Origin of the sequence: Streptomyces sp. B15, from assembly GCF_018070605.1 — a bacterium.
Classification (GTDB): domain Bacteria; phylum Actinomycetota; class Actinomycetes; order Streptomycetales; family Streptomycetaceae; genus Streptomyces; species Streptomyces smyrnaeus.
In genome coordinates, this window is record NZ_JAGPXJ010000086.1 from 16,400 (window position 1) to 31,859 (window position 15,460).

The 15,460-nt window shown below is 70.8% G+C and carries 15 protein-coding genes and 1 pseudogene; 6 read left to right on the forward strand and 10 right to left on the reverse strand.

The genetic code is table 11. From position 1 onward, the window contains the following. The first annotated feature begins 49 nt into the window (after positions 1-49). A complete protein-coding gene (gene lnt, locus KBY19_RS28940) occupies positions 50-1,546 on the forward strand; it encodes an apolipoprotein N-acyltransferase (protein WP_210967021.1) in 1,497 nt (498 codons plus the stop codon). Here lnt and KBY19_RS28945 read toward each other — a convergent pair. Next, entirely contained in the window at positions 1,518-2,423 is a 906-nt protein-coding gene (locus tag KBY19_RS28945; protein WP_180289554.1) for a Gfo/Idh/MocA family protein, read from the reverse strand. The two genes, lnt and KBY19_RS28945, sit on opposite strands and share 29 nt — an antisense overlap. Positions 2,424-2,631: 208 nt before the next feature. Between KBY19_RS28945 and KBY19_RS28950 the strand changes: the two genes are divergently transcribed. Both KBY19_RS28950 and KBY19_RS28955 read left to right on the forward strand, forming a co-directional pair. Then, a complete protein-coding gene (locus tag KBY19_RS28950) occupies positions 2,632-3,246 on the forward strand; it encodes a DinB family protein (protein WP_210967022.1) in 615 nt (204 codons plus the stop codon). Positions 3,247-3,318: 72 nt separating this feature from the next. Continuing rightward, on the forward strand, positions 3,319-3,867 hold the full coding sequence (locus KBY19_RS28955; RefSeq protein ID WP_143674845.1) for a hypothetical protein: 549 nt from the start codon (positions 3,319-3,321) through the stop codon (positions 3,865-3,867). Between the two features lie 39 nt (positions 3,868-3,906). Here the strand turns inward: KBY19_RS28955 and KBY19_RS28960 are convergent, their stop codons facing one another. From KBY19_RS28960 to KBY19_RS28995, 8 genes are all read right to left on the reverse strand, one after another. Further along, positions 3,907-4,449: a hypothetical protein gene (locus tag KBY19_RS28960; protein ID WP_307842589.1), complete on the reverse strand. Its 543-nt coding sequence runs from the start codon at positions 4,447-4,449 to the stop codon at positions 3,907-3,909. A 92-nt stretch (positions 4,450-4,541) separates the two neighbouring features. Then, positions 4,542-5,219: a uracil-DNA glycosylase gene (locus KBY19_RS28965; protein WP_307842590.1), complete on the reverse strand. Its 678-nt coding sequence runs from the start codon at positions 5,217-5,219 to the stop codon at positions 4,542-4,544. Positions 5,220-5,304: 85 nt separating this feature from the next. Then, entirely contained in the window at positions 5,305-6,891 is a 1,587-nt protein-coding gene (locus tag KBY19_RS28970; protein WP_210967023.1) for an ABC transporter substrate-binding protein, read from the reverse strand. A gap of 320 nt (positions 6,892-7,211) precedes the next feature. Next, positions 7,212-7,988, reverse strand: a complete 777-nt coding sequence (locus tag KBY19_RS28975; RefSeq protein ID WP_099878307.1) for an SDR family oxidoreductase — start codon at positions 7,986-7,988, stop codon at positions 7,212-7,214. A gap of 22 nt (positions 7,989-8,010) precedes the next feature. Then, a complete protein-coding gene (gene fabG, locus KBY19_RS28980; protein ID WP_210967024.1) occupies positions 8,011-8,772 on the reverse strand; it encodes a 3-oxoacyl-ACP reductase FabG in 762 nt (253 codons plus the stop codon). Between the two features lie 181 nt (positions 8,773-8,953). Further along, positions 8,954-9,376, reverse strand: coding sequence for a DUF3037 domain-containing protein (locus KBY19_RS28985; protein ID WP_180289555.1), 423 nt, complete (start codon positions 9,374-9,376; stop codon positions 8,954-8,956). Further along, positions 9,373-10,191, reverse strand: a complete 819-nt coding sequence (locus KBY19_RS28990; protein WP_099878312.1) for a HipA family kinase — start codon at positions 10,189-10,191, stop codon at positions 9,373-9,375. The genes KBY19_RS28985 and KBY19_RS28990 overlap by 4 nt, the downstream gene beginning before the upstream one ends. Positions 10,192-10,428: 237 nt before the next feature. Further along, positions 10,429-11,931: a SulP family inorganic anion transporter gene (locus tag KBY19_RS28995; RefSeq protein WP_210967025.1), complete on the reverse strand. Its 1,503-nt coding sequence runs from the start codon at positions 11,929-11,931 to the stop codon at positions 10,429-10,431. 415 nt (positions 11,932-12,346) lie between these two features. On the opposite strand from KBY19_RS28995, the gene KBY19_RS29000 reads away from it, so the two are divergent. Continuing rightward, complete coding sequence (locus KBY19_RS29000; RefSeq protein ID WP_185016222.1) at positions 12,347-12,748, forward strand: MerR family transcriptional regulator; 402 nt, start codon at positions 12,347-12,349, stop codon at positions 12,746-12,748. Positions 12,749-12,851: 103 nt separating this feature from the next. Here the strand turns inward: KBY19_RS29000 and KBY19_RS29005 are convergent, their stop codons facing one another. Next, positions 12,852-13,445 carry a hypothetical protein gene (locus KBY19_RS29005; protein ID WP_210967026.1) on the reverse strand — a complete coding sequence of 198 codons (594 nt, stop codon included), beginning with the start codon at positions 13,443-13,445 and terminating at the stop codon, positions 12,852-12,854. Between the two features lie 912 nt (positions 13,446-14,357). Between KBY19_RS29005 and KBY19_RS29010 the strand changes: the two genes are divergently transcribed. After that, positions 14,358-14,891 carry a toxin-antitoxin system HicB family antitoxin gene (locus tag KBY19_RS29010; RefSeq protein ID WP_099878324.1) on the forward strand — a complete coding sequence of 178 codons (534 nt, stop codon included), beginning with the start codon at positions 14,358-14,360 and terminating at the stop codon, positions 14,889-14,891. Between the two features lie 117 nt (positions 14,892-15,008). Beyond that, positions 15,009-15,460 (forward strand): annotated as a pseudogene (locus KBY19_RS29015) (DUF4097 domain-containing protein); the annotation flags it as partial.

Below are 15,460 nucleotides of genomic sequence, written 5' to 3' on the forward strand. Positions count from 1 at the left end.
CCCCCTCCCGCACACTGGTGATCAGAGCACCGGATGAAGGAGGGGGCCCATGCGTCCGTGGCCGGCGCCCCGCTGGGTGCGCATGACATCGCCGCTGGTGGCGGGCGCCGTGCCCGCCCTGGCATTCCCCGAACCCGCCCTGTGGTGGCTCGCCTATGTGGCGCTCGTGCCGTGGCTGCTGTTGCTGCGTACCGCACCCTCGGGCCGCGCCGCCGCGTTCGCGGGCTGGCTGGGCGGTACGGGGTTCATGCTGGCGATGCACCACTGGCTGATGCCGAGCCTGCATGTGTTCATCGTCCTGCTCGCCGCGCTGCTGGGACTGTTGTGGCTGCCGTGGGGCTGGCTGGTGCACCGGCTGCTGGCCGGGACTCCCGGCGCCGGCCGGCTGGCGGCGGCCGTGGTGCTGGTCCCCTCGGGGTGGCTGCTGGCGGAGTTGGTCAGGTCGTGGGAGTACCTGGGCGGGCCCTGGGGGCTGTTGGGCGCGAGCCAGTGGGAGGTCCCGCCCGCGCTGCGACTGGCCTCGGGGGGCGGCGTATGGCTGGTGAGCTTCCTGGCCACGCCCCGGGCGCGGGTGGGCGCCCTGGTGGCACTGGTGTCCGTCGCCCTCGTCACCAGCGCGGTGTGGCTGTGGGCCCCGCGACCCGAGCCCGCGGGTCACACCCGGATCGCCGTCGTACAAATCGGCGAGACGCCCTCACGGCAGGCGCGGTTCGAGCGCGGTGAGCAGCTGACCCGCCAACTGGCCGGCCGCGATCCGGACCTGGTGGTGTGGGGCGAGAGCAGTGTCGGCTACGACCTGGGGAGCCATCCGGCGCTGGAGCGCAGGCTCGCCGCGCTCTCCCGGTCGACGGGCGCACCGCTGCTGGTGAACGTCGACTCACGGCGCGGCGACAGGCCCGGCATCTTCAAAAGCTCCGTCCTCGTCGACGAGGAGGGCCTGACCGGACAGCGCTACGACAAGATGCGGCTGGTGCCGTTCGGCGAGTACGTGCCGGCCCGGTCGCTCCTCGGCTGGGCCACCTCGGTGGGGCGTGCGGCGAACGAGGACCGTCACCGCGGCGACACCCCGGTGGTGATGCGGAAGAACGGGCTGCGCTTCGGCCCACTGATCTGCTTCGAGACGGCGTTCCCCGACATGAGCAGGCACCTGGCCGCCGACGGCGCGCAGGTGCTGACGGCGCAGTCGTCGACCTCCACCTTCCAGCACAGCTGGGCACCGGAGCAGCATGCGTCGCTCGCGGCGCTGCGGGCCGCCGAGTCGGGCCGGCCCATGGTGCACTCGACACTCACCGGTGTCAGCGTCTTCCACGGTCCCGAAGGGGAGCGGCTCGGGTCGCCGATGGGCACCGACACCAGTGGGGTGCAGGTCGTGGAGGTACCGCTGGCCACGGGTACGACGCTGTACGTGCGCTGGGGCGACTGGACGGTGTGGCTGGTGCTCAGTTCGCTGGCGGCCTACGGCGTGGTGGAGGGCGTACGGGCGGCGCGGGGGCGCCGGTCCCAGGGCCGCGCAGAGCTCAGCACGCCTGTTCCAGCACATCGGTGACGACGCGCTCGCACAACTCGTGCGTGCGCAGGGCGTCCTGCGCACTGAGCGTCCGCCCCTCCCGCACGGCGTCGAGAAAGGTGAGCACGGACTGCTCGATGCCGCGCTGGCGGGCGACGGGCACCCAGTCGCCGCGGCGGCGCACGCTGGGTTGGCCCTTGTGGTCGATGATCTCCGCGAGGTCGCGCACCTCGCGCTTGGTGTCCTGTCCCGAGACCTCCAGGAGCTCCTCGGCCGAGCCGGAGAGCCGGTTCATCACGCCGAGCGCGGTGAAGCCGTCGCCCCCGAGTTGGAGCACCACGTGGTGCAGCAGCCCGGCGCGGACCCTGGCCCGGACGGCGATGTGGTCGGCCTCGCCGGGGATGAGGAAGCGGAGGGTGTCGACGACATGGATGAAGTCGTCCAGCACCATCCTGCGCGGCTCCTCGGGCAGACCCACCCGGTGCTTCTGGAGGAGGATCAGATCGCGCGGGTGCTCCAGGCACTGCGCGTAACCGGGGGCGTGCCGCCGGTTGAAGCCGACGGTGAGGGTGGTGCGCCGCCTGTCGGCCAGCTCCACCAGGGCGCGCGAGGCGGCGAGCTCGTAGGCGAGGGGCTTGTCGACGAAGGTGGGCACGCCGGCGTCCAGCAGCCGGTGCACCAGCTCGGGGTGGGCGCTGGTGGCGGCGTGTACGAACGCGGCGTCGGGGCGCGCGGCGAGCAGCCCGTCCAGGTCGGTGTGCCGGTGGGCGGCCGGGACGCGGTAGGCGTCCCCGACCGACGCGAGAGTGGCCGGGGTGCGGGTGACCAGGTGCGGTTCCACGCCCGGCTGGGCCATGAGCACCGGCAGATACGCCTTCTTGGCGATGTCACCGAGACCGATCACACCGATCCTCACGGGCCCTCCCTCACAGCTGCACGGGTGATTGCGCCTGCGCAGCATACGTGCGCCGGGGAAGGCGCCGATCGGCGCTCCCCACCACAGCGCGCGACGCTCGGCGCCGCCGGCTCCACCGCGCCCGAGCGGCTGATGCGGCCCGGCCCAGACCGGCGGAGACTTCCGGAAGCGGGTCGCTCCACGCACTGCGCGGGACGAGGATGACCCCATGACGTCTCAGGAGGAACAGCCGGCCGGCCCGGACCGGACAGCCCGACCGGCCCGGGCGACGGCCGGAGGCCGGGCGACCGACAGCGACCAGTACCAGCGCCGTCCCGTCGGGGCCGTGAGTGGGCTCCCGCTCCCCCAGGGCAACGGCTCCGAGAGGCAACTGCTGGAGCAGTGGCTGGACTTCCAGCGCGCGACGCTGGCCGCGAAGTGCGAAGGGCTCAGCGACGAGCAGCTGCGGACGGTCTCGGCACCGCCGTCCGATCTGACGCTGCTGGGCCTGCTGCGGCACATGACCGAGGTGGAACGCCACTGGTTCCGGTTCGTGTTCGGCGAGCAGGACTCCGCCCCGGCCCGCTGGCCCCCCGACGACGGCTCCGGGGCGGCCGGGGCCGACACCGGAGCCGAGACGCTGGCCGCCTGGCAGCGCGAGGTGGAACGAGCCCGCAGGTCCGCCGCGGGGCGGCCCCTCGACGATATGGGCAGCGATCCCCGGCGCCCCACCTGGATCTACTCCCTGCGGTGGATCCATCTGCACATGATCGGTGAGTACGCACGGCACAACGGCCACGCCGATCTGCTGCGGGAGCGCATCGACGGGGCAACGGGCTTCTGAACGCCCCTTGATCACCCCTGAGGGGACTTCCCCGGCCGGGCGCGGGTGGGAAGAGTTGCCGGAGTGACACGTATGACGAAAGCCATGGCCGTCGCGGGGGTCGCACTCTCGGCCGCCACAGGGTGCCTCACCGTCTCCGGCAACACCGCTACGCCCGGCGAAGGGCCCTCGCCGCACCACTCCCCCGCCCCCGGCCACCGGGCCGCGCAACCACCTCGCCTGGTGCGGCCACCCGCGACAGAGGCGCTGTCGCAGCTGCCCCGTCCGGCGACCACTGCCGGGCGGCACCGAGAATCCACGCGGCACGGGTCCTCGCCCGGCACCGACCGGACCGGGAACGCCACAGGCTCGACGGCGCGCTCGGGGCAACAGCCCGCGCCCCGTCCGGCACCGCTGCCCGGCGCCCCCCTGCAGGCTCCGCCCGCTCGGGGTGGCCTCCCGGGCCATGGAGGCGCCGACGGCGGCGGGCGCGGCAACGGCGCGCGTGAGCAGCACGGTCCCCACCACGGCGCCGGTCGGTCCGGAGCCGGCTCCGGGGTGTGCGAGCTGGGCGAGGCCTACGGACGCTGGAAGCCGGACAGCGCACAGGCACGCATCTGCCGTGCCACCTATGGCAGGTGACGCGGCTTCGGCCACCGGTCGGGCCATGGCCCGGGCCGGCTACGGCAGCTGGTCCGTGCCGCCGCTCGACCCGTCCACGGCGCCACCGGGCGAGGCCGCACCGTCGGCGATCCGCTTCTCCAGGCGCTCGATGGCGGCACGGATGCCCTCGCCGTACGCGTCCGCGGGCAGCGCGTCGAGCTTGGCCCGCGCCCGCTCGAGCTCCTGCCGGGCCGCCTCCTCGTCGCCGAGCTTGACGTGGTCAGCGGCGAGGTTGAGATACAGGGAGGGGTAGAGGGAGCGGACCGCGAGCTGGTGCTCGCCCCAGCTGACCCGGTCCTGGTCCAGGGCGTCGGCCGCCGCCAGGGCGCGCAGGTCCCAGGCGAGCTCGTCGGCCGGGTCGTCCTGGGTGTCCGCCATGTAGTGCGCGATGGTGCAGCGGTGGAACAGGTCGGCGTCCACGTCGGTTTCCGTCCACAGCGCGGCGAAGCGGTTCCGGGCCTCCTCCCGGTCACCACCGCGATGCAGCATGATCGCCTGGCCGATTCTGACCATCGTCGCGTCCTGGCCGCCCTGGGGCGCGTCGTGCTGGGGCTCCGCCACGAGGGGCTCCTCCCGTTCGCCGTGTGCTGGATCTACGACGCTAACGGCCGCCTCTGACAATGGCGCTCATCCAAGGAGGAGCCCCGCGTGGCTCAGCCCAGGTCGGGGATGCGCCAGTCGATCGGGGTGTGACCCTGGGCGGCGACGGCCTCGTCGATCCGGGTGAAGGGCCGGGAGCCGAAGAAGCGCTTGGCCGACAGCGGCGAGGGGTGAGCGCCTTCCACCACCGCGTGCCGCTCGGTGTCGATGAGGGGAAGCTTCTTCTTCGCGTAGTTGCCCCACAGCACGAACACCGCCGGGTCGGGGCGGTCGGCGACGGCGCGGATCACGGCGTCGGTGAACTTCTCCCAGCCCTTGCCCTTGTGCGAGTTGGCTTCGCCCTCGCGCACGGTCAGCACTGCGTTCAGCAGCAGCACGCCCTGCTCGGCCCAGGGCCTCAGACAGCCGTTGTCGGGCACGGGGTGGCCCAGCTCGTCGCGCATCTCCTTGTAGATGTTGCGCAGCGAGGGCGGCGTCTTGACGCCCGGGCGGACCGAGAAGCACAGGCCGTGTCCCTGGCCCGGACCGTGGTACGGGTCCTGGCCCAGGATGAGCACCTTCACCTGCTCGTACGGGGTCGCGTCGAGGGCGGCGAAGACCTCCTCACGGGGCGGGTACACCGGGCCGCGCTGCCGCTCCTCCTCGACGAACTCCGCCAGTTCCTTGAAGTAGGGCTTCTCGGTCTCCTCCCCGAGGACGCCCTGCCAGGACTGGGGCAGCATCTCTTTCACGCGCTGATACCTCCGCTGCGGTGGTGCCGTGGTGCTCACTGATGGCACCGAAGGTATCGCCCGGCACTGACAGTCCTGCGGGCCGCTACCAGCTCGACTTCTTGTACAGCTCCCACACGCGCATGATCACGGAGGCGTCGACCGACGACTCGACACCCGCGACGTCCTTCTCTGCGGCGATGTAGATCTTGCCCTGCCACAGCGGCAGCAGCTGTGCGTCGTCGGCCATCATCCGCTGCACCTTGGCGAACGACTGTCCGGCCGCTCCGCGGTCACTTTGCCGCCGCGAGTACGGCAGCAGCTCCTCCGTCAGCTCCCGGTTCCGGTACGGGGTTCCCACCGCGTTCTCCTCACCCACGAAGGGGGTGATGTAGTTGTCGGCGTCGGGGAAGTCGCCGGACCAGCCGCGGCCGAAGACGGGGTACTCGCCGGCGAGGTAGCCCTTCTGGAACGCGTCCCAGGAACGGGACCTGAGGGTGATGTCGAACAGGCCGGAGTCCTCCAGCTGCTCCTTGAGTTCGGCGAACTCGCGGCTCGTCGAGTCCCCGTAGCGGCCCTCGGAGTACCAGAGGGTCAGTCGCACCTTGTCGGTGATTCCCGCATTCCGGAGGGTCTTGCGCGCCCGGTCGGGATCGGGCTCCCCATAACGGTTGAGGAAGGCGTTGGTGTGCCCGGCGATACCCGTCGGCACCATCGAGTAGAGGGGGGTGGCCGTCCGGTCGTAGACCTCGCGCACCAGCTCCTTGCGATCGACGAGCTGGGCGACCGCGCGGCGCACGGCGAGCTTGCCGGCCTGCTTGTCCTTCGGGTTGAAGACCAGGAAATGCACCTCGGAGCCGGTCATCTCGCTCAGGTCGACGGAGGTGTCACCCATGGCGGCAGCGTCCTGGAACTCCATGATCTGGCTCGGCGTCAGGCCCCGGTAGGTGAGGTCTATCCGGCCGGCCTCCAGGTCGCTGACCATCTGCGCCGACCGCTTGTAGTACTTGATGGTCACCGCGTCGTTCCTGATCTCCGCCGTGCCCTTGTAGTCGTCGTTCTCGACGAGTACCGCCCGCTTGCCCGGCTCGTAGCTCTTGAGCTCGTACGGGCCCGAACCGGTCGCCCTGTTGCCCGGGCGCAAGGTGGCGCCCGGATACTCCTCGGGGTCGACGAGGGAGGTGGCGGGGGTGGAGAGGATGAACGGGAAGGTCGCGTCCGACTTCTCCAGCCGGAAGATCACGACGTGACTGCCCCGGGTGTCGACCCGCCGCAGGTTGGCGAGCAGCGCGGCGGGGCCGGACGGGGATTCGATAGACGTGATGCGGTCGAAGGTGTGCTTGACCGCCTCCGCGTCCAGCGGCCGGCCGTTGGAGAACTTCAGCCCCTTGCGCAGCTCGCAGCGGTAGATCCGGCTGGCGGAGTCGGTGAACGCGCAGTTCCGGGCGGCCTCCGGCTCGGGCGTCGTACCGGAGCTGGGGATGGTCATGAGGGTCTGGAAGATGTTCCGGTACAGCTCCCAGGAGCCGTCCCACGCGGCAGCCGGATCGAGAGTGCTGGGAGCGCTTGTGGTACCGACCACGATCTTGCGTTCCTCGTCCCCGTCGCCGCCGGGGAGCGAACCGCACCCGGCCACGAGAACGAGGGTGAGTATGGTCGCTGCGGCGCTCAGCAACCCTTTCCGGTCGAACACGTGCGCGCTCCTCAGTCGGCGGTGCCTGTACTGGTGGTGCGGTGCCCATGGGGTGCGCCCTCGGTGCCGGGCGTCACCCAACTGCGGGAAAACGCTTGGACATTACCCCAGCCACAGCCGTGACGGAGCGGAAAGGGTCGGAACAGGCCTCCGGGCGCGGGAGCGGGCCCGGCGTGGTCCCGGCGTGGTGCCCGGACCGTGCGGTCCGGCACCTGGTCCACGGTCGCACGAGCGGGCCCGCCGCATATCGCGATCGGGCCCGCGGTGTTGTGCGAACGGGCCGACCGCATCACGCGACGGGCCCGCCGTGTTGTTCGACGCTATTCGACGCCCGCGTTGAGGAAGAGGCCGCCGTCCACGGTCAGCGTCTGGCCGGTGATCCAGCCCGCCTCGTCGGACGTGAGGAACTTGGCCGCGCCTGCCACATCCTCCGGGGCGCCGAGCCTGCCCATCGGATAGCGCGCGGCCGCCTCCTGCTCGCGGCCCTCGTAGAGCGCGACGGCGAACTTCGTCTTGACCACGGCGGGTGCCACCGCGTTCACCCGCACCTTCGGCGCGAACTCGTGCGCGAGCTGCTGGGTCAGGTTGACCATCGCCGCCTTGCTCATGCCGTAGGCGCCGATGAACGGGGAGGCCGAGACGCCCGCGATGGAGGCGACGTTGACGATCGTCCCACCGTGCTCCTGCTGCCAGGCGGCCCAGGTGCGCTGCGCGAAGCCCAGTGCCGAGATCACGTTCGTCTCGAACACCTTGCGCGCGACGGCCAGGTCCAGCTCGGCCATCGGTCCGAACACCGGGTTGGTACCCGCGTTGTTGACCAGATGGTCGATGCGCCCGTAGGCCTCCATCACCCGCTCGACGGCCGCCGCCTGGTGTGCGAGGTCGTGCGCCTTGCCCGCGATGGCCATCGCCCTGTCCGGGCCGAGGTTGTCGACGGCCTCCTTGAGCGCGTCCTCGTTCCGCCCGGTGATGCACACCCGGTCGCCGCGTGCCACGAGCGCCTCGGCGATGCCGTAGCCGATGCCGCGGCTGCCGCCCGTGATGAGGGCGACCTTCCCGGTGTCGGGCCGTGGGCCGCCCGCTGTCTGCTCTGTCATCTGTTCCGCTCCTTGCCGGCCGTCAGTTGAGGGGTCCGCCGGCGACGTACAGCACCTGGCCGGAGACGAAGCCCGCCTTCTCGTCGGCGAAGAACGCGACGGCGTTGGCGATGTCCTCCGGCTCCCCCACCCGCTGAACGGGGATCTGGCCGGCCGCTGCCGCCTTGAAGTCCTCGAATCCCATGCCCACCCGCTCGGCGGTGGCGGCGGTCATGTCGGTGGCGATGAAGCCGGGGGCCACCGCGTTGGCGGTGATACCGAACTTGCCCAGCTCCTTGGCCAGGGTCTTGGTGAAGCCCTGCATACCGGCCTTGGCCGCCGCGTAGTTGACCTGGCCGCGGTTGCCGAGCGCGGAGGACGAGGAGAGGTTGACGATACGGCCGTAGCCCGCGTCCACCATGTGCTTCTGGCAGGCCCGGGACATCAGGAAGGCACCCCGCAGATGCACGTTCATGACCGTGTCCCAGTCGCTGTCGCTCATCTTGAACAGCAGGTTGTCGCGCAGCACCCCGGCGTTGTTCACCAGTACGACGGGCGCACCGAGCTCTTCGGCGATCCGGGCGACAGCGGTCTCCACCTGCGCGGAGTCGGAGACGTCACAGCCGACGGCGAGCGCCTTGCCGCCCTGCCGGGTGATCTGCTCGACGGCCTGGGCGCAGGCCGCCTCGTCGAGGTCGAGGACGGCGACGGCGTGGCCCTCGGCCGCCAGGCGGACGGCCGTGGCCGCGCCGATCCCTCGGGCGGCGCCCGTCACGATCGCGACTCGCTGCTCGGTGCTGGACATGCTGGTCTCTCCTCGGCCTGAGTGGGTGAGCAACCGCTTAGTACCTTTGGCAGTCGTGACGCTATGGGGCGGGCGATGCGGTGTCAACGCCCGCCCACGGGCGGAGCGGGAAGGCCCCGGCCACGGCCGACGCCGCCCCTGACCCGGCCCGGCCTCCCGGTGGGGAGGCCCCCCGTGCGCCTCACCGCACCAGCAGATCCAGCAGGCGCTCGCTCTCGGCCTCCGGGTCCGCGGTCAGCCCGGTGTGCACCGGTCCGGGCTGGACGACCGTGCTGCGCGGCGCGACCAGCCACCGGAAGCGCCGGCCCACATCGTCCCCGGCCGCCTGCCCCGCCTGCGGCCCCCCGTCGCACACCCCCTCCACGGCGTGCAGTGCTGCCCGCACACCCTGGACGTCGGCGCACGGGTCGAGGGCGTACAGCCGGTCCTCGTCGAGATGGGTACGCGCGGCGAGGAAGGAGCGTGCCCGGCAGTAGACGAGAACGCCCGCGTTGATCAGCTCCCCCCGCTCGATGTGGGGAACAACACGCAGCAGCGCGTACTCGAACACATCGAGATCGCCGCGACCGCCACGCGCACCTGTTTCCGTACGAATCCGCGTCACTTGGCACCGCCGCCCTTCCCGGTGAGCCACCCCGGCGCTTGCGAGGGCCCGTCCTTGCTCGGCTCGCCGAGCGTGATCCGCTCATGGATCGTACGGGCGCGGGAGGCCAGGACCTGGGTGTACGCGACGCGTACCTCGTCCGGGCCGGCGAACCCGGGTTCGTCCACGAGCCACTCGTCGGGAATCTCGGCGGCGCACTCGGCCAGCAGCTCCTCGGTGACCCGCGGCGCCAGCTCGGCCGCGGCCTGGTCGGTCAGCGGTGCGAAGGGGGCCAGTGCGTGGTCGGAGGCGTCGTAGGGCCGCTCGGCGGCGGCCTGCGCGGCCGGCCAGTTGTGGTGGAAGACCAGCGTCGCACCGTGGTCGATCAGCCACAGATCACCGTGCCACACCAGCATGTTGGGGTTGCGCCAGGAGCGGTCGACGTTGTTCACGAGCGCGTCGAACCACACCACCCGCCCGGCCTCCTCGGGGCTCACCTGGTAGGCCAGCGGGTCGAAGCCCAGCGAGCCGGGCAGGAAGTCCATGCCGAGGTTGAGCCCGCCGCTCGCCTTCAGCAGCTGCTGGACCTCCTCGTCGGGCTCGGACAACCCGATGACCGGGTCGAGCCAGGCATGCACCAGTTCGGGCACCCGCAGGCCGAGCCGTCGGCCGAGCCCGCCGCACAGCACCTCGGCCACCAGCGTCTTACGGCCCTGCCCGGCGCCGGTGAACTTCATGACATAGGTCCCCAGGTCGTCGGCCTCGACCAGACCGGGGAGCGAACCGCCCTCGCGCAGTGCCGTGACGTAGCGCGTGGCTGTGACTTCGGAGAGCATTTTCCCAGGTTATACGCCCGTCTGTCCTTGGTATCCGTGGCGGGGCACCGGCCCCCTCCGGCCCGGCGACCCACCCCGACCGCACCTGGGGAGAATCCGGGGGTTTCAGCCCCCGGTGCCGCCGCAAGGCTCATCCTTGAAGAGCTCCAGTGGTGACCCGGGCCCCGTCCAGCACGTCGACGGCCGCGTATCACCGGAGACAGGCACCAGGCGTAGGGGGCCGGGCGGTGGGCCTGTTCAGTGGCTGCCGGTCAGCTGTCCGGCCAGGCGCTGGTGCATGTCGGCGCTGGGCGCGTTCAGGCCGATGATCGTGACCTTCTTGCCGCGCTGGGCGTATTTGGTCTCCACCGCGTCGAGGGCGGCGACGGAGGAGGCGTCCCAGATGTGTGCGTCGGACAGGTCGATGACGACGTCGTCCGGGTCGTCCTTGTAGTCGAACTGGTAGACGAGGTCGTTGGAGGAGGCGAAGAACAGCTCGCCGGTGACGGCGTAGACGACCTGCTTGCCCTCCGGGTCGACGACTCCGGACACCTCGGCGAGGTGGGCGACGCGCTTGGCGAAGATCACCATGGCGGTGATCGAGCCGACGACGACACCGATGGCGAGGTTGTCGGTGGCGACCACCACGACGACCGTGATGGCCATGACCGCGATCTCGCCGACCGGCATGCGCTTGAGCGTCCTGGGCTGGATCGAGTGCCAGTCGAAGGTGCCGACGGCCACCAGGACCATGACCGCGACGAGCGCTGCCATGGGGATGTCGGAGACCACCGGGCCGAAGACGATGCACAGCAGGAGCAGGAAGGCCCCGGCCAGGAAGGTGGACAGGCGGGTGCGCGCGCCGGACGTCTTCACGTTGATCATGGTCTGGCCGATCATGGCGCAGCCGCCCATGCCGCCGAAGAAGCCGGTGACGACATTGGCGATGCCCTGGCCGATCGACTCACGGGTCTTGTTGGAGTGGGTGTCGGTGATGTCGTCGACCAGCTTGGCCGTCATCAGCGACTCCATGAGCCCGACCAGTGCGAGCGCGAGCGCGTAGGGGGCGATGACGGTGAGCGTGTGCAGGGTGAAGGGCACATCGGGCAGGCCGGGGACGGGAAGGGAGCTGGGCAGCCGGCCCTTGTCGCCGACCGTGGGCACGGCGATACCAGCGGCGACGGTGATCACCGTCAGGATGATGATGGACACCAGCGGTGCGGGTACCACCTTGGTGATCTTCGGGAAGAGGACCATCAGCACCAGGCCCGCGGCGATCAACGGGTAGACCGGCCACGGCACATGGGTCATCTCCGGCACCTGGGCCATGAAGATCATGATGGCCAGCGCGTTGACGAAGCCCACCATCACGCTGCGGGGGACGAACCGCATCAGCTTGGCGACGCCAAGAGCTCCCAGGATCATCTGGAAGACGCCGCCGAGGATGACGGCGGCGACCAGATAGCCCAGCCCGTACTCGCTGTTCAGCGGGGCGACCACAAGAGCCACGGCTCCGGTGGCGGCCGAGATCATGGCCTTGCGGCCACCGACGAACGAGATCACCACCGCCATGACGCAGGCCGCGTACAGGCCGACCTCAGGGTCGACGCCGGCGATGATCGAGAAGGAGATCGCCTCGGGGATCAGCGCGAGGGCCACCACCAGACCGGCCAGCACCTCGGTGCGCAGCACCCTGGGAGAGGCGAGCCATTCCGGCTTGGACAGGCGCAGCTTGGCAGCTTCGGACAGCGGTGAGGACATGCGACCGTTTCTGTTCGGGCGTGCGTCCAGGCCATGGACGCACACACGTCGTACTGACTCCGCAAGGAGTGGGAACCCCCGGCGGCCCGGCCGCCTCAGCGGGGGCCTCGCCGGACCAGGACGGCAACCGCGCGGTTGCCGATCGGGCATCATTGCCCGGAAGACTCGGGTGCCGCCAAGGCCCGGTCGGGGCCCTTGCCACGGCGGGATCGCCTCTACCGTGTGCTGGACAGCGAAGACGACTGGCCGGCGGAGGCGAACACGTGAACACTCTACCCTGACGTGAGGGAAGAGTGCGGCTCCGGATCGTGGATCACAGGTGAACCCGCCTCGACATCCTGTGATTGACACCACGCGCGCCCGAGAGCGTCACGATGTCGCAACCAGGCGGACAGCAGAAGGAGAAGGCACGGCGATGAGTGAGCGGCAGATGCAGATCGGTGAGGTTGCCGAACGGACCGGTTTGTCGCTGCGCACCATCCGCCACTACGAGGAAGTCGGTCTCGTCATCCCCTCGGCCCGGAGCAAGGGCGGGTTCCGGCTCTACACCGAGGCCGATGTCGAACGACTGATGGTCATCCGCCGGATGAAGCCGCTGGACTTCTCCCTGGAGGAGATGCGGGACCTGCTGGAGATCACCGACCGGATCGCCGCGACGGACGACCCGCCCACGGACGAGGAGCGAAAGCGGCTGCGCGCAAGGCTCGATGCGTACCGCGAGGTGGCCGACGCACGCTGCGAGACGCTGCGCGCCCGCCTGGAGATGGCTCAGGACTTCGCCGCCACCCTGCGCCAACGTTTGAACTCGTCGGCCTGACGGTGGCGAAACGCGTGCGGGGTGGCGCCTGGTGGGCGCCACCCGTCAGCGTCGACGGGGCATCCGCCCCACCCGCGCCGAGCACTGGTCGCTGAAACGCCGATCACTGGTCGCTGTTGGCGCGAACCGTGCCGCTCGGGTCGTAGGGCGCACCGTCGAGATCGGTGTCGCGGACGACGACTTCGCCGCTCGGGCCGTACGACACATGCCGCAGGAACGGGCCGTTCTCGTCGCGCAGCACCAGCGGGGTCGGATGCGACCCGCACGGAACGATCCTGAAGGACTCCGGCAGCGTCTCCTGCCGCTGCCCGTCCTCGTCGATGTAGTACACCGAGTCGTCGCAGCACACCATGCGGGTCCAGGAACGCTGCTCGTTCCCGGGAACCTGGTAGGTGGCGATCAGATGGGCCATGAGCCCGGCCGACGACCCGATGACCGTTTCCCGGATCCTCAGGAAGAGTGTGTTGGCTCCCGCCCTCGCCCCGGGGAGCAGTTGGGCGGAGAAGGTGAAGGGCGGCGGCTGGAAATTTCCGACAGCATCAGTGCCGGTGTTGGTGGGCATCCACGCGCTGTCGTTGAGCCGGTAGGCCGGGAGTTGCTGGTCTGCGCCCAGGACCGTCGCCTGGAAACGGATCGAGTCCAGGTCCGCGGCCGCCGGGATCTCGAACGGCACCTTGGCGATCCAGTTGACGGGCACCGGTTGCAGACCGGGGCCTTCGCCGGGCCTGTTGGTGCCGGCCGTGCCGTTGTCGGGGTGGGGGGGTCACCCAGTGGGCGCGCCCGGCCGGGTCCGGGTAGGTGTCCTGCAGGGTCCAGCACCCGTTCGGCGGTGCGTGGTACATGGGGTACCACGTGGACTGGTCCGGCTCCGGGCTCCAGGTCCACGCCGGGTCGATCTGACCGCCGGTCTCCTCGGCCCGGTTCGAGACGAGGTGGATCTCCCGGGTCTCCGTGGACCTGATGCACACAGTGGTGGGTTGGCAACAGCAGCTGAGTGTCACACAGTTGTCTTTGGCCATCGCGGGCTTCCTCTCCGGTGTCCTTTCCGGCTCCGCCTCGTATTCTCCGAGGAGCATGGACACATCAGTGTTGTCCCCTCGGCGGGATGGCCGTCGCGGTCGGACAATGCCCTCGTGAGAGTGAAAGCGGTGGTCAGGTTTCCCGCCCAAGCGCGCCGCGGCATTTCGCGCCTCAAGGGAAAACGACGGAGGGACCTCCACCGGAGGGTGTCCGGGGAGGGGCGGCGCCACATGACCCACCCGGGCAGTCCGGCTGCCGTGTCCGGCGGATCCGGGGACGACCGCCTCACCGCGCCGCACCCTGTGGACGTACACCGCCTCCGGCGAGCCGGCCCCGGGCTCACCGGAGGACCGGGACGGCAGGCATCGCGCGCAGCCTTCACCGACGCGGTGGCACCAGCCTGCCTGCCGAGGTGGTGCCACGATGGCATCACCATGGCACCCGCACAGCACATCTCCACACCGAGGCGAACACCACGACTCCCCCACCGAAAGGAGAGGAGTACAGGTCAGAGCCGACAAAGACGCCGAGGGGCGAACGGGAGCCAGGATGGCTCGCCATGGCGCCATGAATGTGCCATGATGGCGCCATGGACCTCACGCCCTACGTCGACAACCTCCGGGAAGAACTCGCGGTCGCCGCTGACGCCGGCGGCGACGACGCCCGCGCCCTCGCCGAGCGGCTCACCGCCCCCCTGGAGTCGGCCGCCCGCCTGACCCTCCTCAACGCGCTGTCCGCCGCCATGGGCGAGGTCACCCGGGAGTTGGCGCCGGGCTCGGTCGACGTACGGCTGCGCGGGCTCGACCCGGAGTTCGTGGTGACGGCGCCACCCGCCCCCGAGCCGTTCCCGGAGGTGCGGGAGCCGGTCGCGGAACCCGCCGCTGCCGCGCCCCCACCACCCCATCCCGCCGACGCCGACGACGGCACCATGGCCCGGATCAACTTCCGCCTCCCCGCGCACCTCAAGGCCCGCGCCGAGGGCGCCGCTGCGGCGGAGGGGCTGTCGGTCAACGCCTGGCTGGTGCGGGCGGTGTCCACCGCCCTCGACGGCGCGGAGCGCCCGAGCTCGCCGGGCCGCGGCAAGGACTCGGGCGGCCGGGGCTTCACCGGCTGGGTCCGCTAGGGCCGCACGCCCGGCCCCTGCCCCTCCGTCACCGGCCGGTCGCCGATCCGGCCGACGTCACTCCTCACCCGCCTCACCAGCGGGATCACCCACCCAAGCCAAGAGGACGAGACAGCCATGCCTGCTTTCGAGACCCCGGAACCGATCTCCGCCACCTTCGAGTTGGAAGTCGGTACCGTCCGCATCAGCGCGGGCGAGCGCACCGACACGGTCGTGGAGGTGCTGCCGCGCAACGGATCCGACGACAACGACGTACGCGCCGTGCAGCAGACGCAGGTCACCTGCTCGGGCGGCCGCCTCACCGTCAAGACGCCCAGGAAGCGGTCCCTGTTCGGCAAGCCGGGCGCCATCGAGGTGAGCGTCGAACTGCCCGCCGGATCGGATGTCCGGGCCACCTCGGGCATGGGCGGCCTCTTCTGCGAAGGCCGCCTGGGGGACGTCACGCTCAAGACGGGGTTCGGCGACCTCCAGGTCGACGAGGTGGCGGCTGCCGACCTCAGGACCGACCTCGGCGACATCCGCCTGGCCCGCGCGACCGGGGACATCGAAGTCCTCGGCGGAGGCCGGAT

Excerpts from the sequence above, each read along its gene's own strand:
- lnt (WP_210967021.1), top strand. The coding sequence starts at position 50 with ATGCGTCCGTGGCCGGCGCCCCGCTGGGTGCGCATGACATCGCCGCTG.
- KBY19_RS28950 (WP_210967022.1), top strand. The coding sequence starts at position 2,632 with ATGACGTCTCAGGAGGAACAGCCGGCCGGCCCGGACCGGACAGCCCGA.
- KBY19_RS28955 (WP_143674845.1), top strand. The coding sequence starts at position 3,319 with ATGACGAAAGCCATGGCCGTCGCGGGGGTCGCACTCTCGGCCGCCACA.
- KBY19_RS28975 (WP_099878307.1), bottom strand. The coding sequence starts at position 7,988 with ATGACAGAGCAGACAGCGGGCGGCCCACGGCCCGACACCGGGAAGGTC.
- fabG (WP_210967024.1), bottom strand. The coding sequence starts at position 8,772 with ATGTCCAGCACCGAGCAGCGAGTCGCGATCGTGACGGGCGCCGCCCGA.
- KBY19_RS28990 (WP_099878312.1), bottom strand. The coding sequence starts at position 10,191 with ATGCTCTCCGAAGTCACAGCCACGCGCTACGTCACGGCACTGCGCGAG.
- KBY19_RS28995 (WP_210967025.1), bottom strand. The coding sequence starts at position 11,931 with ATGTCCTCACCGCTGTCCGAAGCTGCCAAGCTGCGCCTGTCCAAGCCG.
- KBY19_RS29000 (WP_185016222.1), top strand. The coding sequence starts at position 12,347 with ATGAGTGAGCGGCAGATGCAGATCGGTGAGGTTGCCGAACGGACCGGT.
- KBY19_RS29010 (WP_099878324.1), top strand. The coding sequence starts at position 14,358 with ATGGACCTCACGCCCTACGTCGACAACCTCCGGGAAGAACTCGCGGTC.